12 protein-coding genes are annotated in these 24,408 nt (G+C 71.0%); 4 read left to right on the forward strand and 8 right to left on the reverse strand.

What is annotated here, in order from left to right:
- Positions 1-3: 3 nt before the first annotated feature.
- From RDV84_RS20575 to RDV84_RS20590, 4 genes are all read left to right on the forward strand, one after another.
- Entirely contained in the window at positions 4-1,158 is a 1,155-nt protein-coding gene (locus RDV84_RS20575; protein ID WP_309151437.1) for an ABC transporter ATP-binding protein, read from the forward strand.
- A gap of 273 nt (positions 1,159-1,431) precedes the next feature.
- The gene (locus tag RDV84_RS20580; RefSeq protein WP_250451022.1) at positions 1,432-2,304 is read left to right on the forward strand and encodes an ABC transporter permease subunit; all 873 of its coding nucleotides are present in this window, start codon (positions 1,432-1,434) and stop codon (positions 2,302-2,304) included.
- Between the two features lie 26 nt (positions 2,305-2,330).
- Positions 2,331-3,116: an ABC transporter permease subunit gene (locus tag RDV84_RS20585; RefSeq protein WP_078995746.1), complete on the forward strand. Its 786-nt coding sequence runs from the start codon at positions 2,331-2,333 to the stop codon at positions 3,114-3,116.
- Positions 3,117-3,418: 302 nt separating this feature from the next.
- Entirely contained in the window at positions 3,419-3,904 is a 486-nt protein-coding gene (locus RDV84_RS20590) for a hypothetical protein (protein ID WP_309151438.1), read from the forward strand.
- Positions 3,905-4,169: 265 nt separating this feature from the next.
- On the opposite strand, the gene RDV84_RS20595 is transcribed toward RDV84_RS20590, so the two are convergent.
- The 8 genes from RDV84_RS20595 to RDV84_RS20630 form a co-directional block, all read right to left on the reverse strand.
- Complete coding sequence (locus RDV84_RS20595; protein ID WP_158229768.1) at positions 4,170-5,513, reverse strand: PstS family phosphate ABC transporter substrate-binding protein; 1,344 nt, start codon at positions 5,511-5,513, stop codon at positions 4,170-4,172.
- A gap of 836 nt (positions 5,514-6,349) precedes the next feature.
- Positions 6,350-18,340: a filamentous haemagglutinin family protein gene (locus RDV84_RS20600; RefSeq protein ID WP_309151439.1), complete on the reverse strand. Its 11,991-nt coding sequence runs from the start codon at positions 18,338-18,340 to the stop codon at positions 6,350-6,352.
- A gap of 108 nt (positions 18,341-18,448) precedes the next feature.
- Positions 18,449-18,790, reverse strand: a complete 342-nt coding sequence (locus RDV84_RS20605; RefSeq protein ID WP_309151440.1) for a hypothetical protein — start codon at positions 18,788-18,790, stop codon at positions 18,449-18,451.
- A gap of 101 nt (positions 18,791-18,891) precedes the next feature.
- Positions 18,892-19,563: a hypothetical protein gene (locus RDV84_RS20610; RefSeq protein WP_078995676.1), complete on the reverse strand. Its 672-nt coding sequence runs from the start codon at positions 19,561-19,563 to the stop codon at positions 18,892-18,894.
- A 20-nt stretch (positions 19,564-19,583) separates the two neighbouring features.
- Positions 19,584-21,323 (reverse strand): putative porin, encoded by a 1,740-nt coding sequence (locus RDV84_RS20615; RefSeq protein ID WP_309151441.1) that lies wholly within the window; start codon positions 21,321-21,323, stop codon positions 19,584-19,586.
- Positions 21,324-21,367: 44 nt separating this feature from the next.
- Positions 21,368-22,036: a TonB family protein gene (locus RDV84_RS20620; protein WP_123648000.1), complete on the reverse strand. Its 669-nt coding sequence runs from the start codon at positions 22,034-22,036 to the stop codon at positions 21,368-21,370.
- A gap of 15 nt (positions 22,037-22,051) precedes the next feature.
- Positions 22,052-22,456, reverse strand: coding sequence for an ExbD/TolR family protein (locus RDV84_RS20625; RefSeq protein ID WP_057947457.1), 405 nt, complete (start codon positions 22,454-22,456; stop codon positions 22,052-22,054).
- Positions 22,453-24,273, reverse strand: a complete 1,821-nt coding sequence (locus RDV84_RS20630) for a DUF2341 domain-containing protein (RefSeq protein WP_309151442.1) — start codon at positions 24,271-24,273, stop codon at positions 22,453-22,455. The genes RDV84_RS20625 and RDV84_RS20630 overlap by 4 nt, the downstream gene beginning before the upstream one ends.
- Positions 24,274-24,408: the final 135 nt, after the last annotated feature.

The following is a 24,408-nucleotide window of genomic DNA, read 5'->3' on the forward strand; positions in this document are numbered from 1 at the left end:
CGCGTGAGCGTCCCCGCCCGCAGCCCCGCGCTGGAACCCTGGCGCGATCCCGCCGCGCAGCCGTTCGTGCGCATCGAAGGCGTAACCAAGACCTTCGGCAAGGTCTACGCCTGCGACGACATTTCGCTGGACGTCTACCGCGGCGAGTTCTTCGCCCTGCTCGGCGGTTCGGGCTCGGGCAAGAGCACCCTGCTGCGGGTGCTGGCCGGTTTCGAATCGCCCGACCGCGGCCGGGTGCTGATCGACGGCATCGACGTCACCGACCTGCCGCCGTATGAGCGGCCGGTCAACATGATGTTCCAAAGCTATGCGCTGTTCCCGCACATGAGCGTGGCGCAGAACATCGCCTTCGGCCTCAAGCATTCCAGCGGCGGCGCCAGGCCCGGCGCCGGCGAGATCCGCGACCGCGTGCAGCAGATGCTGGAGCTGGTGCGCATGCCGCAGTTGGGCAACCGCAAGCCCGACCAGCTCTCCGGCGGCCAGCGCCAGCGCGTGGCGCTGGCGCGCGCGCTGGCCAAGCAGCCCAAGCTGTTGCTGCTCGACGAGCCGCTGGGCGCGCTCGACAAGAAGCTGCGCGAGCACACCCAGTTCGAACTGGTGAGCATCCAGGAGCGCGTCGGCACCACCTTCATCATGGTCACCCACGACCAGGAAGAAGCGATGACCATGTCCTCGCGCATCGCGGTCATGGACGCCGGCCGCATCGTCCAGGTCTCGACCCCGGCGGTGCTGTACGAATACCCGTCCACGCGCTTCGTCGCCGAGTTCATCGGCGGCATCAACCTGCTCGAAGGACGCGTGCTCGGCCACGACGGCGACGGCGACCTGCGCATCCAGTGCGACGGGGTCGGCGGCGAACTGCTCGCGCGCCATCCCGATCCGCTGCCGGAAGGCACCGCGGTCGGCATCGCGGTGCGGCCGGAGAAGATCGACGTGCACGAGACCCGGCCCGAGGGCTTCGACAACGCGGTGATGGGCAAGGTCCGCGATATCGCCTACCTCGGCGACGTGTCGATCTATCACGTGCAGACCGAGGCCGGCGCGGTGCTGCGGGTGCAGGAGACGCATGTGGCGCGCAGTTCGCAGCCGCATTACGACTGGGACGATACGTTGTGGTTGTCGTGGGATGCGGCGAGCGCTGTGGTGTTGACGTCGTGAGCGGCGGATTTTCGCATTCGGGTTTTGCGGCCGCTGCCGCGGCGGGAGCGCGGGCATGAGCGCTCTACAGCAAAAGCGCGGCTCGGGGTGCTGGTGGTTCTGGGCCGCGGGCATCGTCACGGGAGGTCGGTCGTGAGCGGGCAGGAACGCAGGCAGGGCTTGGGGGTTTGGGGTTTCTGGGCTGATGTTGTTTATAACCTCTTCGGTTGGTTCCGCGCCGTAGGCGACGAATTCCGCACCCGTCGCGGTCGCTTCCTGGTCACCGCGATTCCGATGCTGTGGCTGGCGCTGTTCTTCTGCGTGCCGTTCCTGATCGTGCTGAAGATCAGCTTCGCCCAGTCGGTGTTCGGGCAAGTGCCGCCGTACACGCCGCTGCTGGAGACCGCCGAGAACGGCGCCACCACCCTGCGCCTGCACGCGGCCAACTACGCCGCGCTGCTGGCCGATCCGCTGTACGTGGCGGCATACCTGAAGTCGCTGCTGTTCGCCGGCGTGTCCACGCTGTGCTGCCTGCTGCTCGGCTATCCGATCGCCTACGGCATCGCGCGCGCGCCGCGGCTGTGGCGGTTGTTGCTGCTGGTGCTGGTGATCCTGCCGTTCTGGACCAGCTCGCTGCTGCGCACCTATGCGTTGATCGGCCTGCTGCGCGCCAACGGCTGGCTCAGCCAGACCCTGGCCGGCCTGGGCGTGCTCGAACCCGGCCAGGCGGTGCTGCACAGCAACCTCGCCGTGTACATCGGCATCACCTACAACTACCTGCCCTTCATGATCCTGCCGCTGGCGGCGACCCTGATCCGCCTGGACTTCACCTTGCTGGAAGCCGCCGCCGACCTCGGCGCCAAGCCGTGGCAGGCGTTCCGGCGGGTGACCTTGCCGCTGTCGTTCCCGGGCATCCTCGCCGGCAGCCTGCTGGTGTTCATTCCCGCGGTCGGCGAGTTCGTGATTCCCGACGTGCTCGGCGGCCCCGACGCGCTGACCATCGGCCGGGTGCTGTGGACCGAGTTCTTCACCAACCGCGACTGGCCGCTGTCGGCGGCGATCGCGGTGGCGATGCTGCTGTTGATCGTGCTGCCGACGTTGTTGTTCGAGTACATCGAGAACAGAGTTGATAAAGGCCGCCGCGTCGCGCGCGAGGCGCAGTCGTGAAGCGGCGGCCGTTCGCGCTGTACACGATGATGGCGCTGGGCTACGCGTTCCTGTACCTGCCCATCGTCTCGGTGATCGTCTATTCCTTCAGCGGCTCCGACCGCGCCACCACCTGGGGCGGGTTCTCGCTGCAGTGGTACGCGGCGCTGGCGCGCAACGAGCAGATCCTCGAAGCGGCGCAGCGCAGCCTGATCATCGCCGCGATCTCGGCCACCGCCGCGGTCGCGCTGGGCACCGCCAGCGGCCTGGCGCTGTCGCGCTTCGGCAAGTTCCCGGGCCGCGGCATCCTCAGCCTGATGAACTCGGCGCCGATGGTGATGCCCGACGTGATGCTCGGCCTGTCCTCGCTGCTGCTGTTCGTCGGCCTGCAGCAGTTGTTCGGCTGGCCCGAGCGCGGCATGACCACGATCACCCTGGCCCACATCACCCTGACCGCGTGCTACGTCACCGTGGTGGTGCGCTCGCGCATGACCTCGATGGACGCCAGCCTGGAAGAGGCGGCGATGGACCTGGGCGCGAAACCGTGGCGGGTGTTCTTCGTCATCACCCTGCCCTTGATCGCGCCGGCGCTGCTGGCCGGCTGGCTGCTCGCCTTCACCCTGTCGCTGGACGATCTGGTCATCGCCAGCTTCGCCTCCGGCCCCGGCTCGACCACGCTGCCGATGCTGGTCTATTCCAAGGTCAAGCTCGGCGTCACCCCGGAGATCAACGCGCTGACCACGATCATCGTGGTGCTGGTGGCGATCGGCGTCAGCGTGGCCGGCGTGCTGATGCACCGGCGCGAGCGCAAGCTCGCGCGCAGCGAGAGCTGAGACTCGCCAGCCGCCGCGCCGCGTGCGCGGTGGCACGCGCATTCATGCGCGCGTTCACACCCGTGCAACCGCGCCGACACGTGGTTTTGTTCTCCTAGCGCGCGGGGACAAGCACGCCTACGACGCTGCGCACTACCGGCCGACGCCCACCGGCGCGATCCGGCCTTTGGTCTTTCACTTGCACTCTCCTCGCGGCCGCGCGATGCGGCCGTTGCTGTACGTCCTGCGTCGGCGTGTCCGTCCGTGTCCCCCGGATGCCGCGCATCCGCGCCGGTTCCATCCAACCTTCAAGGAGACAACTCATGGACTACGCAATCCGCGCCAAGCTGTTCGCGGCCGTCGCCGCGCTCGGCCTCGGCCTGCTCGCCGCTCCGCACGCCGACGCCGCCAGCCAGTGCAAGACGCTCAAGCTGCTGCCGGGCGTGGTGCAGGTCTACGCCACGGTCGACGGCGCCGCCGCCGGCGACAGCGCGTTCTGCACCGCCGACTTCGCCTGCCCCACCGGTTCGACCAAGGTCGAAGTGTTCGGCACCGCGCTGGCCACCACCCGCGACGCGGTCGTCGCGGTCGACAACACCGCCAACCTCAGCAGCGGCGAGCAGGTGTCGTCGAACTGCATCGCCACCGTGGTCGGCAACGGCAAGCGCGTCTCGGTCAGCACCTGCAACGCCAAGGCCGAAGCGCCGGCCAACAAGGGCACCGCCGACACCTCGGCCTGCTCGGTCTACGCCGAAAGCCCGGCCGGCGCGCGCGTCGGCGCCAACGCGACCTGCTTCTGCGGCACCTGATCCGGGTCCGGTCCCGCTCCAAGCAAGCGCTATCCAAGCAAGACCCATCCAAGCAAGACTGATCCACGCGCGACCGATCCACGCCTGACCCGAGGCGCCGCCAGGCGAACGGGCAAGAAAAAAGCTCCCCGATGCGACCGGGGAGCTTTTCTTTTTGCGGCGTCGCTTTTGCGATGTTTCTTTATCGAAGCGTTGCTTCAGAACGTTCTTTCGAACCGGCCGCCATGCGTGGCGGCGGCCATCCGTGCCGCCGCCACGCCCGCGATCAGTTGATGCAGCTGTTGATCGAACCGACCGCCGAGCTGCGGAACAGCGCGTTGCCGTCGATGTAGGCATAGCCGGTCGGCAGCGCGACGCGGGTATCCGGCGGGGTCACGCCGCCGACGGGCAGCGGGGCGTAGAACTGCTTGAACAGGTTCTTGAGCGGGGTGGCCTTGGTGCCGTTGCCGGCGTTGTAGGCGGCCAGGTAGGTCACCGCGGCGATCGGGTAAGCGCCCGAGATCACGGCGGTCGGGTTGACCAGACGGGTGCAGTTGCGCGCCGGGGCGGCGACGCTGGCCGGCACGTCGGCGACGGTGGCGCCGTCGAGCACCTTGCCCGACAGCAGCGCGGCCGGGGCCAGGCTGACCGCACCGGTCGAACCGAACAGGGCCGGGTCGTTGCCGTTGACCGAGGCGTACATCACGCCCTGGCTCAGCACTTCGGCGATGTCGGCGTAGCCGATCGCGTCGGTGGTGGTCTTGACCTTGGAGACGACGCCGTTGTTGCCGGCCTGGGCCGAGGACGCCGAGTAGTTCGGCAGCGCCAGAGCGGCGGCGGTGGCGAAGCTCTGGTTCGGCTTGAAGAAGTCGGCGGCCAGGCCGAACTTGCCGTTGCACTGCGCGGCGAGGTAGCTGGTGAAGGCGAACGAGGTGCCGCTGCCTTCCGAACGGTAGACGATGGTGATCGGGTGCGAACCGGCCACCGGCGAGGCCAGGCGCGAATCGTTCCAGTTCTTGATGTCGCCGGCGAAGATGCGGCAGACCTGCTCGGTGTTCAGCGCGACCGAGGTCAGGCCGCCGACGGTGTCCTTGAACGGCAGGGCGATGGCGCCGGCCAGGACCGGGATCTGCACGATCGCGGTGCGGGTGGACGCCATGTTGGTGATGAAGGTGTTGTAGTCGGCGGTCGCGATCGGCGCGTCGGTGCCGATGAAGTCCGGAGCCGACTGGCCCGAGACCGAGCTGAAGCCGGTGATGCCGGCCGGCGAGCAGGCGCCGTTGGCGAAGATGCCGTCGTTGTTGAGGATCTTCTTGCCCGTGCCGCTGCCGGTCTGGCAGTAGGACACGGCGTCGGCCGAGTAGCGGGTGTGGAAGTCCTTGAACACCGGAACCTTGGTGCCGGTGGAGTTGCCCAGGCCGGCGACGCTGAAGGTCACGGCCGGCAGGGTGATGGCGGAATCGCGCGACAGCTTGGCGACCGGCGAGGTGCCGTTGTACAGGTCGCCGACGTAGGCCGGGGCCGGGAAGGTGGCGCCGCCGCCGTACAGATCGGCCGCGTTGGCCGAACCAGCGAAGACCAGGACAGCGGTAGCGGCCAGCAGGCCGACATGAAGCTTGTTGCGATGCACGAGACGTCTCCTTTTGAGGGTGCGGACCGAATGCCCGCGGATCAATCCGTATCGATTCGTTGCAGGGCGCCGACGCGTCGCCTCGGATGGGCTGCGTTGGCGCGGCGACAGGATGGGTGCGGCGTGTGCAAGCGCAGCGACCATGCGGGTAAGTATTTATTACATGCTTCAAGTGATTAATCGGCAGGGATTTAGCGCGATCTAAATCGTGTTTTCGTAAGCGATGCGAAGGTTTTGTGTCTGCGCGCGATCGCGTGGTTACACAGATGACAGCGTGTGCGCGCACTGCGTCACGGTCATGAGCGATGAGTCCAGGGTGCGATTGCGACGCGTGTCGATTGTCATCTGCGCGGGAATCCGCAGTGTTCGCGTGTTCGCATGCGCGGCTTCGGCGTTTCGCAATTAGCGTTGCGAAAGGCGGGCACGGTTCTCAGCGGTTCGCAACGACGCGGAGACTCTCTGGCGATGGAGATCGTGGCGGGATTGCGCGCAAGCGTCGCGTGGCTGCCTGCATTCGCGGTTCGTGCCCGCCTGGTTGCTTTGCGACAGAAGTGCACGCTGCGATGTCGCACTGGCGCTGCGCGGAAATGAAAGCCGAAGATACCGCGTACTTGCGGTAATCGAGTGCAGGGGCTTTCGGCGTTGCTTGATTCTCGCGGTCGCAGCTTGCGCAGCTCCTACAGGGAGAGTGCGTGGTTGCGATCGAGGTCGGCTGGATCGTTTTGCCTCGCGCGACTGAAGCGAAGATGCTGCGCTCGCCGCTCAAAAAAAGGGCGGCCTGTCGGCCGCCCCGTTTCGTTCCCCTGCCCTTCGCGCCGATGCTTCGGCGGGCCGCGTTACGGCGAGTTCGCGCAGCGCGGGTTGCTGGCCTCGCATTGGCCGAAGCCGATCACCTGCACCGAGATCAGCGCCGGCAGGTCGCGGCCGCCCATCGCCGGGCGCTTTTCCGCCATCTGCTCGGCCACCGCGTTCACGCCCGAGCTGGCCGACGAGGCCGCGCTGAGCGCGCCGGTGTCGACGTTGCGCGCGACCGGGATGCCGATGGAGTCGCCGTCGACCTGGATGTTGTCGGCGTTGGCGATGGTCTGCGCGGCGACGATCAGGTTGCCGCCGATGCGGATGCCGGCGTCGCCGGCGTCGATGGTGCCGCGCGGGGCGATCAGCACCGCGTCGCCGGCCTTGCCGGCCGCTGCGGTCTGCAAGGTCGCGATGCCGGCGCCGGTGACCAGGCCGCGCGCGTCGATCCGGCAGTACTGGTCGACGTCGCAGACGTAGCGCACCGGCGGCTTGTCCGACGAGGTCTTGGCGCCCTTGCCGGCGTTGATGTCGCCGTTCGAGCTCCAGATGGTCAGGTCGCCGCCGCGCTGGGTGAAGATGCGGCTCTGCGCGAGCAGCACGCTGCGGTCGGTGAAGATGCCGATGTCGCCGACGTCGAGGGTCAGCACGCCTTGCTGGTTGGGGCCGATCACGGTCTCGCCGCGGTTGTTCGTCACCAGCGGCGGCGCGGCGACGCTGCCGACCAGCACCTCGCCGCCGGGGCCGAGAATGCGCACGTCGCCGCCCTGCTGGGTCTGCACGGTCGAGCCGCGCATGTCCATGCGCCCGGTCGCGACCGGCGCGTCGGCGCCGTTGGCGCCGCCGTCGAGGCGGTTGGCGGTGTAGCCCAACGCCTGCGGGAACAAGGTGTTGATCGCGCGGTAACCGGCGGCGTACTTGCCGAACTCGGGGCTGGCCGGGTTCTTGTTGTCGCGGCCGGCGCGTTCGAGCAGGTCCAGGAACACCTTGTCGACCAGACGCTGCTGCGCCGCTTCGGGCAGTTGCGCGAATTCGGCCCAGGCCTGTTGCGGCGACAGCGCGCCGTCGCCTTGGCCGTCGCCGTCGCCGCCGGCATCGCGGCGCTGCTGGCGTACGTAGGCGGCGAGCCAGGCCGCATAGGCCGCGGATTCCTCGCCGGCCGGATCGAGATAGCGCGCGGCGAACGCGCGCGTGTCGATGCCCGGGGCGACGCCGAAGCGCACCACCAGGTCGGCGCCGTCGTAGCCGAGCCCGGCGTTGTCGCGATTGCCGATGGTGCGGATGCCGCCGCCTTCGGCGCGCAGCTGATTGAACGCGTAGGCCTCGTTGGCCGAAGTGAACGGGCCCAGATCGCGCCCGGCCTGGATTTCGAAGCTGCCCGGCCCGCCGAGTTCCATCCAGTTGTAGCGGCTGACCCGGCCGCTGATGCTGCGGCCGAGCGGTCGGTAGTACAGATCGCGTCCGGCCAGCACCCGGGTCGCGTCGCTGGCGCGGTAGTTCTGTCCGCGCAGGTCCAGGTCGACGATGTCGCGGCCGGCGCGGATCGTCGCCGGCTTGGGCAGTTCCAGGGTCAGGGTGTTGAAGCTCTGGCGCTGGTCCGGCTGGCCGTTGACGATGTCGCCGAGCGCGTACACCCGCACCGGTTCGCGATCGTCGCGGTGCAGGTTGGCGCGCTGGTCGCGGCTCGGGATGAACACGTCCAGGCGCGAGAAGTCGAACGCGGTCTGCTCCGGCAGGCTCGACAGCGGTCGCAGCGGCGACGGCATCCAGGCCGGGTCGATGTCGAGCAGGCGCAGCGTATCCAGGCGCGGGAACGTGTCGGCGTACAGCAGTACGTCGCCGCCGGCGAGCAGGTTCAGGCCGCCGCGCGCGGACGGGAACAGCTGGCCGCCGTTGCGCACGCGCACGTCGCCGGCGATCGCGGTCAGGCTCAGCGAACCCGGCAGCACCTGCGCGAACAACGAGCTGCCGCCGATGTTGTACGGCGCTTGCGGACGGTTCGGGTCGCGGCCGCCGTAGGCGAACAGCGCGTCGCCGAGCAGCAGGCTGCCGAGCTGCACGTCGCCGGTGGTCGAGGTCGCGTTGAGCGCGGCGTCGGCGCCGAAGGTCTGCGAATCGACTTCGCGCTCGGTCAAGCGCGCGTACGAGGGATTGAGCACCCGACCGATGTCGACGTCGCCGCTGGCGCCGACGTTCCAGCGCGCGTCCTGCATCGCCAGGATCGGCGCCACGCCGGAGCTCATCGTCGTGGTCTGGCTGCTGACGTTCTCGATGAACACCGGCACGCTCAACTCGTAAGCCGAACCGATGCGCCCGCCGGCGTTGAGCGAGCCCTCGCCCTGGGACACGAAGAAATCGCCGCCGAGCACGTCGCGGCCGGCGCTGGCGCGCAGGTCGCCGCCGCCGAAGCGGCGCAGGCCGCCGGCGCCGTCGCGCTGCCATGTGGTCGGCGAGGACGCCGACACTTCGACCAGGTCGCGGCCGGCGTCGAGGCGGATGTCGCCGCCGACGCTGAGCAGGCCCTGGGCGAAGCCGCCGAAGTTGATCGAGGTCGAGACCAGGCGGCCGTCGGCGTCGGCGACGTTGCCGGTCTGCATCCACGGCCACCAGTACTGGACCAGATAGCTGCCGGCGACGCCGCTGCGGCGGCCGTCGCTGTCGCGGATCTGGCGGTTGCCGACGATGTCGCGACCGGCGCGCACGCTGAGGTCGCCGGCCGCTTCCGGATTGACCGCGCCGGTGACCGCGACCAGCGGGCCGCCCAGGTTCTGCGGCGAGCTCGCGCCTTCGATCCGCGGCCGCGAGGTGTCGGCGCTAGTGCCGTCGCCCGGACGGCCGGCGGTGTAAACGCTGGCCGGCGCGTCGCGGTCGGCGAAGCGCACGTCGCGCGCGGCGACCAGTTCGATCTCGCCGGTGCCGGTGCGCAGCACGTTCGGCAAAAGCAGATCGCTCTGGCCGGTCTTGCGCAAGGTGGTGTGGCCGTCGAACACGAGGTCGGCCGCGCCGCTGCCGGCGCGGTCGGGCGCGACGCTGCTGAAATCGGCGCCGGCGACGAAGCGGTAACGGCTGCTGTCGCCGCCGGCGAGCTGCTGCTCCAGCCACGGCGTCGGCCGTTCGGCGCTGGCCTGCAGCATCGGCGTGCGGTCGGCGGCCGGCGGCACCGGGCCGAGCACCGGCAAACGCGGCACCCAGGTCATCGGCGGCGCTTCGCCGGCGGCGACGCGGTTGGCCAGGTCGATCACATAGCCGCGATAGCGCTCCAGATAACCGGCGTAGTCGCCCGGTCCGGCCGGCGGCGCGGGCTCGTCGATGCCGGCGTCGCCGGTGCCGGCGATCGAGATCAGCAAGTCGATGAAGCCCATCAGCGAGGTGCCGGGGCCGACGATGTTGTCGAGCGCGCTGTCGGGCCGGGTCATCATGCCGAACAGTTCGTCGTACTGGCCGTAGTACTGGCCGGACTCGTCGTTGGGATCGTAAGGCTGCGGCGCCGGCAGGAACTGCTCGCTGTCGGGCATGCTCAGCGGATTGTTCTGCAGCCAGGTCATGCGCGCGGCGACCGAGCCGTCGTAGTTGCCGACCGCGCCGCTGCCGGCGGCGTTGTAGTTGTAGAACCCGTCGCTGATGCTGGCGTTGACCTGCACGTCGCCGGCCGCGCGCAGGGTCAGCACCGGCGCGGCGCCCTGGTAGCGGAAGTCCGGCGCGTTGCGGTCGCCGGAGTTGAGGTTCCAGTTGGTCAGCACCCGGATCGCGCCGCCGTCGCGGCTCGCCTCGGGATTTTGCAGCTCGATGCCGGGACGCGCGCGGAAGTGGGCGATGCCGGCGAAGCGTTCGCCGAAGGCGAAGCCCGGAGCCTGGGCGAACCGCATCAAAGTGCCGGCCTGATGCTCGACGCTGTCGCCGTCGAGATAGCCGTAGAAGCCCTGGTGCGCGGCGTTGGCCGCGTCGGGGGTGAAGTAATGGGTCTTGAGGTAGAGCGCGAGCTGTTCCGGCGTCTGCGGCGCGGCCAGTTCGGCGCCGCTGGCGTCGCGCCACTTGCCGGCGACGAGCTGGCCGTCGGCACCGTACCAGCCGGCCGGATCGACGATGCCGTCGAAGTGGCGTTCCGGATGCGCCGGATCGACCGCATCGCTTGCGCTCCACACCGCATACGCTTCCAGCCCGACCTCGCGCGCGCCGACGAACGCCGCCGGATTCTCGACCGCGATGTTGACGTCGCCGCCAACCAGCAGCGGCGCGCGCAGTTCGACCTTGCCGCCGGACAAGTCGCCGGCGCTGCCGCCGCGCACGTCGATCAGCGCGTCGCGGCCGATGCGGACGACGCCGGCCGCGTCGGCGGCGACGTTCTGATAGCCGAAGAAGTCGTTGAGGCTGCCGTCGCTGCGGCCGCTGGTGCCGATGCGCACGGTGCCGCCGCGCTTGCCGGCATCGCTGCCGTTGGCCAGCAGGCGGCCTTGCAGGTCCACGCCGTGGCGGCCGTACAGATCGATGCGGCCGCCGGCGCTGCCGGACGCGTCGATGTCGCCGAGGATGCGCACGTTGCCGTTGGCCGCGTCGCGCAACAGCGCGTCGCTGCCGCCGTCGGCGATCAGGCTGACTTCGCGCGCCTTGAGCGTTTGCCCGGCGCTGAGCTGCAGGTCGCCGCTGCGGCTACGCACCGCGATGCCGCGGTCGATGCCGCTTTGCGCCAGACGCTGCGCCAGCGTGTCCAGGTCCAGCGCCGCGCCGCTGTCGAGTTCGATGCGGCCACCCTGCCCCTTCGGCGCCGCGCCCTTGAGCGCCCCATCGAGCGCGATCGCGCCCTGCGCCGCGAGCAGGCGCAGCTCGCCGGCGTCGCCGCCGCCGGCCGCGGCCGACACGTCGAGCTGCGTGCCGCTGGCCAGCGCGATGCCGCCGCGCTCGGCGCGCAGTTCGATCCGCCCGCCCGGCGCGTACACCGGCTGGTCGAAGATCGCCTTCGACAACGCCGACACGTCGATCGCGCTGCCCGCGTCCAGGCGCACGTCGCCCCGAGTCGCGACCAGGGTCGCGCGGCCGGAGTTGGCCCGGATCAGCGCGCTGCCGGCGATGCTGGCGCCGCGCAGTTCCAGCGCGCCGCCCTGCGGCCGCGCCGCGTCGGCCGCGGCGTCGCCGACGCGCGCCAATGTGATCGCGCCGCTGCTGCGCAGGCTCTGGTCGGCGCCGCCTTCGGCCTGGATCAGCGGCGCCTGCAGGCGCAGCTCGGCGGCGCCGAAATCGACGCTGCCGCGGCCGCCGGCGGAAATCTGCTTGGCCGCTTCGACCGACACCTTGGCGAAACCGGCGAACTGCGAATCGCCGCCGCTGAAGGCGACCGAATCGCCGCGCAGTTCGAGCGTGCCGGGCCCGCCCGGCACATCGCCGGCGGGGCCGCCCTGCACGCCCAGTTCGTTGCCCAGGGTCAGGCGCTGCGCGCTCAGCCGCACCGTGCCGCCGTCGCCGCCGAAGCGGCGCGCGCTGAGGTTGAGTTCGCGGTCGCTGTCGACGTCGATATCGCCGTAGAACGCCATCTCGCCGTAGCTGCGCAGGCTCACCCGCTGGGCCTGGCCGAACTGCGCGAGGGTGTTGCGGCCGACCACGAAGCCGTCGTAGCGCGCGTCCGGGTCGGCGCTGAACACCACCCGCCCGCTGCTGGCCTGGATGTCGCGCCCGGCCAGCACCGCGCTGGCGTCGACGCGGGCGTTGCCGGAGGCGTCGAGCATCAGCGCCGCGCCACCGTCCAGGCGCGCGCCGGCGCCGACGTCGAGCAGGCCGCGCGATTGCTCGAACGCCGGCAGGCCGCGCCGTTGCAGGGTCGCGGCGCCGGCGTTGGACACCCGCAGCAGCGCGCCGTCGCCGTTGATCGCGGGGCGGTTGCTGGCGGCGTCGGCGTTCTGGCCGATCACCAGTTGCAGATCGCCGGCGCCGGCCAGGGTACCGCGCGCCTGAATCACGCTGCCGTCCTCGACCCGCACGCCCTGGCTGCCGTCGCCGGCCTTGGCCACCAGCACGATCTCCGGGCCCTGCAGCGGCGAGGCGGCATCGTTGGACAGCAGCACGTCGCGCGCGCGCACCGAGATCGCGGTGCCGTCGCTGCCGCGCTCGCGCACGCCGCCGATCAGCAGGCTGCCGGCGCCGAGCGCACTGAGTTGGCCGGCATCGAGCTGCACATAACCTTCGAGCGCGGCCTGGTTGCGGCCGCGGATCTGGATCGCGTCGGCGACCACGTCGATCTGCGCGGCGGCGCCGCCGTCGGCGGCGGCCACGTCCAGGCGCGCGGCCAGTTCCAGCGCGCGTTGCGCGCTGAGCACCAACTGGCCGCCGTCGCGCGGCAGCTGCGGCGCGAAGCGGCCGGCCTTGCCCGCCTGTTCGGAGAAGAACTTGTTGGCGCGGCTGAGCTGGTACTGCGAGTACTGGCCCCACACCGCCGCCGACTGCACATCGAACGACTGCGAACGCGCATCGCGCGCGCCGCTGAGCGCATCGACGTAATAACCGGCGACGCGGTGGGTGCCGTCCGGCGCGGTCAGGTTCTGGCTGGCCAGCGCGTCCTGGCCGCCGCTGCGCTGGACCACGCGGAACGCGCCCGGCAAGGTCGCGTAGCGGCCCGGCAGCAAGGTGTAGACGCCGTCGGCGAGCCCCGGCACGCCGGACAGGTACACCGACTTGCCGACCTGGCTGGCGCCGGCGCCCTGGTCCAACAGCGGGTCGCTCGCCGCCAGCGGCGACTGCGCGCCCGGCACGATCGCATAGACCTCGCGGCCGTCGGCATACAGCGGCGCGCGCGTGCCGCTGCCGCTGTCGGCGTAGCTCACCGCGAAGCTCGACAGCACATCGCGACTGCCGCCGGTGCCGGCGACCCATTCGAACGCCTGCAGATCGCCGCCGCCGGACAGGTCGACGCGCGCGCCGTCCTGCAGCGACAGCTCGGCGCCGTCGAGCGAGATGCGCTTGAGCGGCGGCGCGGTCAGGCGCTGCTCGACGTCGTTGCCGTCCCATTGCAGCGAATCCACGGTCTTACCGTACGGCAGCACGCGGCCGTCGAGCGAAACCGAGGTCAGGCTGCCCGGCGCCAGGGTCACCTTGCGCGTCGGCGTCAGCGCGAGCTGGTTGAACAGCGCGCGGGTGGCCGGATCGTCGGCGTTGCCCGCGCCGAGCACGATCTGCCCGGCCGGCGCGCGCAGCGTACCGGCCTGTTCGATTTCGCTCGCGTCCAGCAGCAGCTTGCCGCCGGCCGACAGCGGCAGCGGCGCGACCGCGCCGTTGCCGGCGATGCGGATCGCGGTGTCGGCGCGCTGGCCGCTCGCGTCCTTGGCGCCGAGCGCGCGCACGATGAAGGTTTCGCCGCTGGCCGGATACAACTGCGCGGCGCGGAACGACAGATTGCCGCCGCTCAGCAGTTCGCCCGGCACCAGCCGCACTTCGTTGTTGATCGTCGCGCTCTGGTAGAGGCTGGGCGTGTGGAAGCGGATGTCGCCGCGGCTGTCGAAAGCGGCGTCGGCGAAGTTGCGCAGCGCCACGCGGCCGCCGATGTCGATGAAGCCGGCTTCGACCTTCAGCGTCGCCGTACCGGGCTTGCCCGGTTCCGGCAGCGCCGTCGCGGCGTCGCCGCCGAGGCCTTGCAGCGACACGTAGGCCGAGCGCAGCGTCGCCGCGCCGCGCTCGCCGCCGGCCTGGAACGCGCGCGCGTTGATCATCAGCGCGCGCGCCGGCGACAGGGCCACGTCGCCGTCGAACACCACCGGCGCCACGCCCGGGCCGCGGATCAGGCCGTCTTCGCCGATCCCGACCAGCAAGGTGTCGATGCCGGAACCGTCTAGCGAGTCGGCCTGGAAATGCACCGTGCCCGAGGGCGTTTCGCGGCCCGGCTCGATCGCCCCGCCCGCGCGCGCGGCCGGGTCGAGCTGGCTGCCGCTTTGATGGAACACGATCTGCGACGTCGCCAGCGGCGCGCGTCCGCCGCTGACGTCGAGCGGTCGCACGCTCTGCGCGGTCAGCAGCTGCACGCTGCCGCCGCGAGCCTGCGCGTCGCCGCCGGCGGCCTGGATGCGACCGTCGAAGAACAGGCCGCCGGCCGCGGCCAGCACCAGGTCGCCGCCGTCGCTCCATACCGTGCGCGCTTGCAGCGGCGCCTGGCCGATCGCGCCGCTATCGGCCGGCAGGTCGAACACCGCGCGCGCGCCGGACAGATCCAGTCGCGCGCCTTGCTCGACCACCACATAACCGCCGTCGTTGCTCAGGCGGATGCGGCCGCCGTCAAGCAGCTTGCCGTCGCGCGGCACCGCGCCGCCGTTCGGCAGCGGCGCCTTGAACGGATTGAGCAAGGCCACGCCGGATACATCCAGTACCGCGTCCTTGCCGACCCACACCGACTTGTCCGCGCGCCAGTAATCCACCTGCGACGGGCTGTGCGACGGCGACAGCGCCGTGCTCGAGGTGTCGCCGGACAGATCGATGCTGCCGCCGCGCGCGATCACCGAGCCGAGCACGGTGAGCTGGCCGCGCGAGCCCAGGCGCACCGCGCCGCCGGCGTCGACCTGCACCTGCGCGCCGCGTTCGAGCGTGAGCGTGTCGCGAACTTGGTCGAGCCCCGTCACGTTCGGCAGGGTGCGGCCGGCGGCCGCGCCGGCTTCGAGGAAGAAGTCGGCGGCGTCGCGGTGATAGTCGTCGAGGCGACCGAACGCGCCGTACTGGCCCACGCCGGCGGTGTTCAGCCCGGCGTAGAGATCGCCGCCGCTGCGCAGTTCGCGCAGCGCGTCCAGGTCGGGCAGGAAATTGCGCTGCGACACGCTCAGCTGGGTGCCGGCGACGATGCGCGCGTCGTGGCGCGCGACCAGGTCGTAGGCGCCGAAATCGCCGTCGCGGAAGAAGCCGGCATCGAGGCGCAGGGTGCGCGCATCGCCGGCGAGCGGATCGGTCGCCGACGCGCCGATCAGGATGTCGCGCGCGTGCAGGCTCAACGTGCCGCCGCCGGCGAGGCCGCCGCCGCGCAGGTTCTGCGCGCTGAAGCGCAGTTCGCCGGCGCCGGGCTCGGCGTCGAACGCCGACGCGGGCAGGAACGGATTCAGCGACTGGGTGCCTTCGCGCGGCTGGTACAGCTTCAAGGCGATATCGCCGCCGCGTCCCAGCGGCACCCCGTCCTTGGCCGCGAGCTGGCCGTTCGGCAGGATCCTGCCGCCGCCGGACACGTCGAGCAGCGCGCCCGGATCGAGCACGATCGAACCGCTCGCGTCGCGGCCGCCGCCGGCGCCGTCCAAGAGTGGATATTCGGAGACGCTGAGGCTGATGCGGCCGCCATCGATGTGCGCGCCGCCCTGGCGCTGGTCGGCGACGCGGTCGCGGTCGTTGACCCATTGTCCGCGCGCGAGCAGGCGGCCGCCGGATTGCACGGTGATGCCGCGGCGCGCGCCGGCTTCGGGATTCGCGTCGTTCTCGCTGGTCGCGCTGAGCGCGATCTCGCCCGAATCGGCCTGCAAGGTGCCGGCCACGTTCACCCGCGACCCGCTCAGGGCGATGCGGCCGCCGGCATCGACTTGCAGGTGCGCGTCGCCGGCCACGTCGATGCGCGAGAGTTTGTCGCTGAGCTCGACCGTGCCGAAGCCGGCCTGATTCAACGCCTGGGCCGACAGCGTGCCGCCCTGCCCTTGCGTCAAACGCTGCTGCATCGAGAAGTCCGCGGCCACGTCGGGCACCGCGCCGTTCTGCAACGTCCAGCGACCGTAACCGGCGCCGCTGACCGAGACGCTGAACTTGCCGCCCAGCGCCGGCGCGCCGCGCTCGCGCTGGTCGCGCCCGGATTCGGCGTTGCCGCGCAGTTCGCCGGCCAGCACCAGCCCTGTGTCGACCCGGGTCGCGTCGGTGCCGGCGTCCTGGCGCAGCACGATGTTGATCTCGCCGCCGTCGCCGCCCTGCACGTAGTCGGATTCGTAGTAGCGGTCCGAACGCGCGAACGCGGAATGGAAATACTCGCGCACGTTCCAGCGCTGGTGGTCGAGCGAGAACTGGCCGGCGAAGCCGAGGTAGGACTGCGACGGGTCGGCCCCGGCCAGGCGGTAGGTGCGCCCGTCCGCGCCGATCACCCGCGGGGTTTCGACCATGCCGCCCTGGTAATGCAGGAAGCCGCCGCTGACGTCGATCACCGAACCGCCGCGGGCGACGAATTCGCGCGCGCTGACGTTGATGGTGCCGCCGTCGACCAGCAACTGGTCGATGCCGCGCGGACGCTGGTCGGCGTAGCCGGCGGCGTTGAGCAGCGGGCTGCCGACCCAGGCGCGGCCGTCGTCGGCGACGCCGCGCTCGCGCGCGTCGAGCACGACCTTCTTGCGGTAGAACGCGCCGCTGCGCAGCAGCGGCGAATCGGCCAGTTCGTTCTCGCCGATGCGCTCGATGGTGATGAAGTGGTCGGACATCGGCCGCTGCACGTCGGCCAGGCCGGCGACGTTGATCTGCGCGCCGCGGTCGATCTGGATGCGCGCGACCTCGGGCTTGCTGGTGCCGTCGCGCAGCGGCTCCATGCCGACCAGGTCGAGCTTGGCGCCGGGCATCAGCACCAGCGAGCTTTCCTGCAGGCGCATCTGCGCCGCGGCCAGCACCGCGTTGGGCGCCTGGAACGCCTTGTCGGCGGTCGCCGCCGAGGTGGTGGTCTCGCCGTCGCGCTCGGGCAGGATCGCGGTGACCGAAGCGCTGCCGAAGCTGAGCTTGCCGCCGGTGCTGCCGCTGAGATCGGCCGGCTTGTCGACGCCGGCCGAACGCGAGTGGTTGGCGGCCACGATCGAGATCCGCCCCGGCCGGCTGACCGAGGTGGTGGTGCCGACATAGCCGTCCTGATGCAGGTCGTAGCCGGTCAGCGTCACCGTGCCGCGCTTGCTGGCGACGATGCCGGTGTTGTCCAGGCGGCCGTAGCCGACGTTGGGCGCGCTGGCCTGCGGGGCTACGCCGCTGTAGCGCAGATTCAGTTCGTTGCTGGCGCCGGCCGGCGCCGGGGTCGAGAACGCGCCGACCACCGCGGCCAGCTGCGCGTGGCCGTCTTCGGCGGTCACGCTGCCGGCGTTGCTGAGGTTCGGCGCGGCGATCAGGGCGTAGCCGCCGGAACCGGTCTTGATCTGCGCGCCGGCGTCGATGCGGATGTCGCCGGAGGCCTGCGGCCGCGCCGCGGCGCCGCCGACGAACTCGGCCAGTTCCGAGGTCAGCACCGCCGCATCGGCCTTGGCCCGGCGCACGCCTTCGCCGATGAAGATGCGGTTGCTTTGGGCGACGTCGTTGCTGAAGAGGTTCAACGACGACACCAGCAGCGAGCGGGTGTTGACCTGGCTGGTGCCGCCGAACACCACGCCGTTGCGGTTGAGCAGATACACGCTGCCTTCGGCCTTGATCTGGCCGAAGATCTGGCTGGGCCGGCCGCTGGGATCGTCGACCCGGTTGAGCGCGATCCAGTCGTTGCCGCCGCCGCTCTGGTTGCCGCCACGCTGGTCGAAGTAGACCGTGGTGCGGCGGCCGACGTTGAAGCTCTCCCAGCTCAGGATCGCCTTCTTCTGGGTCTGCTCGACGGTGACGGTGACGTTGCCGGACGCGTCGTTGTTCTGGCTCGGGCCCTTGGCGCCGAGCCACAGCTTGGATTGGTTGAGGCGCGGGTCTTCGACCGCGATGGCGCCGGGTTCGAAGCGAACGCCGGCGGCGACCTTGAGCCCGCCCTGGACCATGCCGTCGGGCACTTGGTTGGCCGCGCTCGACGCCGCCGCCGCGGCGCGCGCGGCCACCTGCGCGGCGTCGAGCGCGGAGCGCACGCGCGCGGCCTGGGCGAACGCGGCCAGCGAGCGCTGCGCCATCTGCTGCGCCTGCGCCGATTGCAGGCCCTGCTGCTGCACGTTGCGCGCGGCCTGCGCAGCCGGATCGGCGCCGCGACGCGCGAACGGATTGGGATCCGCGTACGCGGCGCCGCCGACCAGCGCCAGCGAAATCGCCGCGCTCAGCGCGAACAGGCGCAAGCGCGCGGGCGAAGGACGGCCAGGGGCGTTACCGGCGAGGGGCTTGCGGGTCATGACGGCTTCCTTTGCGCGGGCGGCGTGGGCGTGGACGCGGCGGAGGCGTCGCGCAACGCGGCGACGCGGTGGAATGGGAAAAACTTTGCGGCTGTCCGCGCGCGCATCTCAGCGCACCGGCGGCCGCGACAGAGGCGTCGCGGGAAAAGCGCGTTCGGGTCGTTGCGGCACGATCGACTTGCCGTACTGGTCGCCGAGCCGCTGCCGCGTCGCCGCCGGCACCGCCAGGCCCTGCCCGATCGGCGCCAGGCGCTCGCCCGGCGAATCGGCGGCGCTTACCGGCGCGGTCTTGCCGACTTCGGTCTTGATCGCGGCGTTGACGCAATCCCAGCGCCCGGCCTCGTCGTGGCCGATGCGCACCTGCACGCACGGCGGCGGCGACGGCTGCGAGGCCGGCAGGATCCGCCGCTGCGCCGGCAGCGCCGCGGCGACGGCGCACAGCGCCAGCATCAGCGCCGTGCGCGCGAACGTCCGCCGCGCGCCCGCAGGCGCGCGCGTCGCGCGCGAAACCGCGCGACGGGCCACGACAGCGCGGGCGCGCGGCATACGCATCAGCCGTTCGACATCGTGCCGGCGGTGCGCGCGGCGGCATCGCCGGCGCCGCACTGGGCGGTCTTGGCGCGTTCGTCCTCGAGCTTGTTCTCGAGTTCGCGCGCGCGGTTCTCGCGCTCGACCTGGCCGAAGCCGAGCAAGGTCACCCGCTTACCCTTGGCATAGGCGGGATCGCGATACAGCTGGGCCAGCTCGCGCCCGGCCTGGTACAAGGCCTCGCTGCCGGCCGCGCAATCGGCCGCGCGCGCCTGCGCGGCGTCGAGCCGTTTCGCCAGTTCCGCGCGCTCGCGTTCCTTCTGCTGCGCGCTGTGCGCGGCCTGTTCCTGCGCGCTGCGCCACTTGAGCGCCTCGCCGCGCGCCTGCTCGGCCGACGCCGAAGCCTGGCCCAGGCGCTGTTGCAGCGCCGCCAGTTGCGCGCCGTCGGCGGCCGGCGCGGGCTTGGCCGCGCGGCCCTTGAGCTCGTCGCGCTCGCGCTCGGCCGCGGCGGTCGCGGCCTGCTGCTGGGCCAGCGCGGCCTCGGCGGTGCGCAGGCGCGAGGCGGTGTCGCGCAGCGCGTCGCGCAGGCGGGTTTCGTTGGCGCTCTGCGCATGCGCGGCGGACGCGGCGAACCACAGCGCCGCCAGCAACGGCGCGCTGCGCAGGGCGGCATGGCGAATCGAAGGCAGACTCATACGCTAGGCGTCCTTCCGGGTCAGAACTGGGTGTTGAGATCGAGCTGGATCACATCGACCGAATACGGCTGGCCGGTGACCTCGTTGGCGCTGAGCCAACGCAGCCCCAGCCAGGTGTTGCGGGCCAGGCCCAGCGAACCGCCGACGATGAAGCCGCGCGCGTTGGTGCCGCCGAGATGGAAATCCGAATCGGCGAACGCATCCGGCACCGCATCGGATTCGAGCCGCTTGTAGCCGATGCTCGCGTTCCAGTCCCAGGCCTTCTCGATCTTCGGCTGGCCGACCAGAAGGTTGACGTAGTAGCCCATGTCGCCGCCGTCGAAGATCGCGGTGGTGTCGGCCGGGTCCAGGGTCGGCTTGAAGTTGTTGAGCGGGCCGAGCGCGCGGATGCGCTTGGCGTCGTACTTGGTGTTCTTGACCACGTCGGCCTCGAGCACGATCTTGACCGGGTCGAAGCGCGCGATCTCCAGCGCCGCGTGCAGGTTGGCCACGCCGAATTCGCTGGCGTAGCCGAAGTACTGCAGCTGCGGACCGTTCGGCGCGCCCTGCGCCGGCACGATGTTGCGGATCGCGAACATGGTGTTGCCGAACTGCTGGAACTGCGGGCGCGACAGGTCGGTGTCGCACACGTCCTTGGCGGTCGGCGCCAGGCACGGCGAGGAGAACTGGCCGTTGAGCTTGTCGAACAGGAAATAGCCCAGCCCCAGCTTGAGCGACATGGCGTCGGCGAAGTTCCAGTCCAGCCCGGCCTGGGCGCCGTACAGCCACTTGTCGCGGCTGGATTCCTTGTCCATCTTCTGGGTCGAGCCGAAGTCGAAGTCGGTGTTGAACACCGGGAACGCGCCGACGTTGACGAAGGTCTTGAAATCCGGGTCGTGCGCGAACTGGGTCTTCACCGCCACGCCGTCGAAGTTGAGGTCGTTGTCGAACAGCAGCTCGCTGGTCCAGAACGGATTCGGCGTGCGGCCGATGTCGGCGCTGAGCCAGGACGTCGGCTTGAGCCGCACGTAGGCGCGATCCAGCCACAGCGAATACTTGGACAGGTTGCCGCCGGCGCCGAGGGTCTGGTTGGTCGAGACCGGGCTGCGGTCGCTGCCGGTGGCCAGGCGCAGGTCGGCCTCGACCCAGTCGGCGATCTGCGCATGCACGCCCAGGCGCGCGCGCAGGCGCATGCGGCCGCGGTTCTTGGTGGTGTTGACGTAGGGCACCGGGTTGGCGACCGGATCGGCGACGTCGTAGCCCGAGCCGCTGTTGAGCGCGGCGAAGTTGGGGAACTCGCGGTAGTTCTCGCCGTCGTTGAGCACGTCCTCGGCGCGCGCGCGCAGATCGCCGTAGACGCTGATGCGCTGGGTCCACTCCGGCAGCGCGTTCGGCGCCGCCCAGCCTTCGCTCTTGGCCTGTTGCACCACCTCGGCGCGCAGTTCGTCCTTGATCTGCTGGCGCACCACTTCGGGCACGTAGGGCACGACGACGGCGCCGGGCGCGGTCTGATAGGCAGGCGTCGCCGCCGCGGTCGCCGGAGCGGTCGCGGCCGACGCGCGCGCCTCGGCGATCAAATCGTCGGCCTGGCCGCGGGTCAGTACGCCCTTCGCCACCAGCAGGTCGATCAGCTTGAGCGTCACCTCGGGACTGATCTTCGCCGCGTCCGCCGGCGAGGCGGCCAGCGCCGGCGCGGCGCAGGCCGCCAGCAGCGCGAGCGCCAGCGCGCGCACGCGCAGGCGGGGACGGAGACGGCGGCGGGGTTGGATCGAAGCGGTCATGCGTGGCCTTCCTGAAGTTGAAGTCGTATCGAAGCGCGCCGCGGTCAGCCCGGCGACGACGCGCCGATGCGCAAGTTGATCGGTTGCGGCATCTCCGCCGGCGGCGCCTGCGGCAGCGAGCGGCCCTGCAGCGCGGCGACGATCGCCGCGTCGAGCTCGGGCTTGCCGGTGCCGGCGATCACCTGCGAGCGCTGGATCGTCCCGTCGGGGTTCAGCCACATCGCCACCGTGGCGCTGTAGCGGCCCTTGCGGGTCTTCTCGCCCTGCTGCAGGTACTGCTGCACGGTCCGCTGCACCATCGCGGCGTAGCCGGCATACGGATTTCCGCCGCCGCCGTTGCCGCCGATGCGGGTGCCGCCTCCGCCGGTGCCGGCCTGCAAGCCGAACTCGTTGTTGCCCGGGCCGGCGTCGGCGGTCAGCGGATCGCCGGGCGGTTCGGCCGAGTCGTCCTTGGGCGGCTCGATCGATTCGAACGGCGTGTTCTCGACCGGCTTGGGCTCGTCTTGCACTTTGTCGGGTTCCGGCGGAGGCGGCGGCGGTGGCGGCGGCGGCAGGATCACCTGGGTGATGCGCGGCGGCTGGCGCTTGGTCGTGGGACCGGCGCCCTGCATCAGCGACCACACCAGCCACGCCATCACCGCGACGACGCCGATGGCGCCGAGCACGCCGAGCGCGCGCGAGAACTTGGAACCGCGGCCGTAGGTCTCGGACACGTCCAGGCCCCTGCCCTAGCCCGCGGCCTGGCGCTGCGAGGCCAGGCCGATCGAGGAAATGCCGAGCTTGCTGCACAGGTCCAGCACCGCCATGACCTTGTCGTACTGCACCGCGCGGTCGCCGCGCAGGATCACCGGCAGTTCGGCGTCGTTGGCCAGCGCGTTGCGCAATTGCTGCTCCAGCTCGCTCATGCTGACCGGCACCGCGTCGATGCTGACCTGGCCGGCGTTGTCGATGGCGATGACCTTGGTCTTGGGCTGCGACAGCGGCTGCGCCGCGCTGGCCTTGGGCAGGTCGACCTTGATGCCCTGCACCGCGGCGGTGGTCATGATGATGAAGATCACCAGCAGCACGTACGCCAGGTCCAGCATCGGCGTGATGTTGATGTCGTCGTAAGGCTTCTTGCCCTGGACCTTCACGGCAGCGTCTCCGTCGACACGCTGCGGGCCAGGTGCGCCGGCAGCGGCGCGTCGCCGGCGTAGTCCTCGGCGATGCGCTTTTCCAGCTCGTCGACGAACACCTGCATGTCCGCGCCGATGGCCTCGGTGCGGCTGAGCAGGTAGTTGTAGCCGAACAGCGCCGGGATCGCGACGGCCAGGCCGGCCACCGTCGCCAGCAGCGCCGCGGCGATGCCGGGCGCGATCGCGTTGATGTTGACGTCGCCGGCCGCGGCCACCGCGGCAAAGGTGATCATCACGCCGACCACGGTGCCGAGCAGGCCCAGGAACGGGCCGCCGGAGATGGCGATGGTCAGCATCACCATCAGCTTGTTGAGGCGCTGGCCCTCGCGTACCGCGGCGGCGTCGAGCGCCGATCGGATCGCGGCGATCGACTGCGGCCGCACCACCTGGCGGCCGCCGCCGGCGGCGATGCGGTTGCGCAGTTCGTCCAGGCCGATCGCCAGCAAGCGCGCGAGGTTGGACTTCTCGCCGTTGAGCGGGCCGCTGCCCTCGGCCGCGCGCACCCAGGCCGCGTCGTGCAGCGGGTATTCGGCGGCGTGCTTGCGGAACGCGAGCAGGAAGCGCTCGTTGGCCTTGGCGGTGGCGCCGACGAACAGGCCCTTGCCGATCATCACCCACCACGAGATCGCGGCCATGAAGCCGAGGATCACGATCACCACCCAGGCATCGACGGTGAGCGCGTTGAACAGGATGCCGAAGTAGTTGTGGCCGCCGTCGCCGGAGCGCTGCTCGACCGGCTGGAAGGTCAGCAGCTTGGCGTCCAGGCCCTGGCTGTGCGCGGCGGCCTGGATCAGGCCGAGCGGACGGGCGACCTTGGACAGTTGCAGTTCGTCGATCTGGCCGATGAAGTTCGGCCGCGCCGCGCCGTCCTCGCCGCCGACCAGCAGGCCCGCGGCCGCCGCCGGCAGCGCCGCCGCGGCGTCGCCGGCCGGCGCGCCGTTGACGTAGACCGCGAGCTTGCCGGCATCGGCGCGCACCGCCACGTGCGCCCAGCCCTCGCCCACCAGCGGCGCGCCCGCGGCGGTGCGCACGTCGGCGCTCTCGGCGTAGACCACGCCTTGTTCGATGCCCACGGTCAGCGCGCCCGGCAGCGAGGCGATCACGCCGCTGGCGTTGGCGCCGGCCGGCTTGATCCACGCGCTCAGGGTCAGCGGCTGCTCGGCGGCGAGATTCAGCGACGGCGACGCCGGCACCTTCACCGGCGCCTTGCCGTCGAGCTGCAGGCCCGAGCCGATCAGCGCGGTCTGCGCCAGCGTCAGCGGCGCCTGCGCGTTGTTGCCGTAGGCGGTGGTGTCGGCGCCGGCCGCGCCCTGGTCGGCGAAGTGGAACACCGCGATGCTGTCGGCGTCGTAGCTGCCCTTGGGATCGCTGCCCGGCGTGGCCTCGGGATTGCCGAAATACACGTAGACCGAGGCCGCCGCGTTGGCGTCGAGCTTGGGCACGTCCACCCAGGCCAGCGCGACCTGGTCGACCAGACCGTCGTACTTCTCGAAGTGGTACTTCAGCGGCGTGCGGTCGTCGGCGGCGATGAAGCGCACGTCGCTGCCGTCCTCCTTGGCGTCGGCGAAGTTGAAGTTGCCCGAATGCAGCCGCACCAGCACTTGCGCGCGGCCGCCCGGCTCGGTCGTCGCAGCGCCGGTGGAGGTGGTGTTGAGATCGATCTTGGCCCGGTAGTTCCACTTGCCGTCCCACCACGAGGCCGCCGCGGCCGGGGCCGACAGCAGCGACAACAGCAGCAACAGCGAACAGGCCAACAGCACGCGCAATTGAGTCACGACACTTTCCCCAAGAGATGTTCGGTACTGGTGGGAGGGCCTTGAGGCCCGATGCCTTCCGGTCCGGTCGCGACGAGCGCTGCCGGCGATCTGGGACAAAAGCGTCGGGGCGCAAGCCCCTCCCACACTCCAGAC

Source organism: Lysobacter yananisis, from assembly GCF_031199375.1.
Lineage (GTDB): Bacteria > Pseudomonadota > Gammaproteobacteria > Xanthomonadales > Xanthomonadaceae > Lysobacter > Lysobacter yananisis.

Excerpts from the sequence above, each read along its gene's own strand:
- RDV84_RS20580 (WP_250451022.1), top strand. The coding sequence starts at position 1,432 with ATGCTGTGGCTGGCGCTGTTCTTCTGCGTGCCGTTCCTGATCGTGCTG.
- RDV84_RS20585 (WP_078995746.1), top strand. The coding sequence starts at position 2,331 with ATGATGGCGCTGGGCTACGCGTTCCTGTACCTGCCCATCGTCTCGGTG.
- RDV84_RS20590 (WP_309151438.1), top strand. The coding sequence starts at position 3,419 with ATGGACTACGCAATCCGCGCCAAGCTGTTCGCGGCCGTCGCCGCGCTC.
- RDV84_RS20600 (WP_309151439.1), bottom strand. The coding sequence starts at position 18,340 with ATGACCCGCAAGCCCCTCGCCGGTAACGCCCCTGGCCGTCCTTCGCCC.
- RDV84_RS20605 (WP_309151440.1), bottom strand. The coding sequence starts at position 18,790 with ATGCTGGCGCTGTGCGCCGTCGCCGCGGCGCTGCCGGCGCAGCGGCGG.
- RDV84_RS20610 (WP_078995676.1), bottom strand. The coding sequence starts at position 19,563 with ATGAGTCTGCCTTCGATTCGCCATGCCGCCCTGCGCAGCGCGCCGTTG.
- RDV84_RS20615 (WP_309151441.1), bottom strand. The coding sequence starts at position 21,323 with ATGACCGCTTCGATCCAACCCCGCCGCCGTCTCCGTCCCCGCCTGCGC.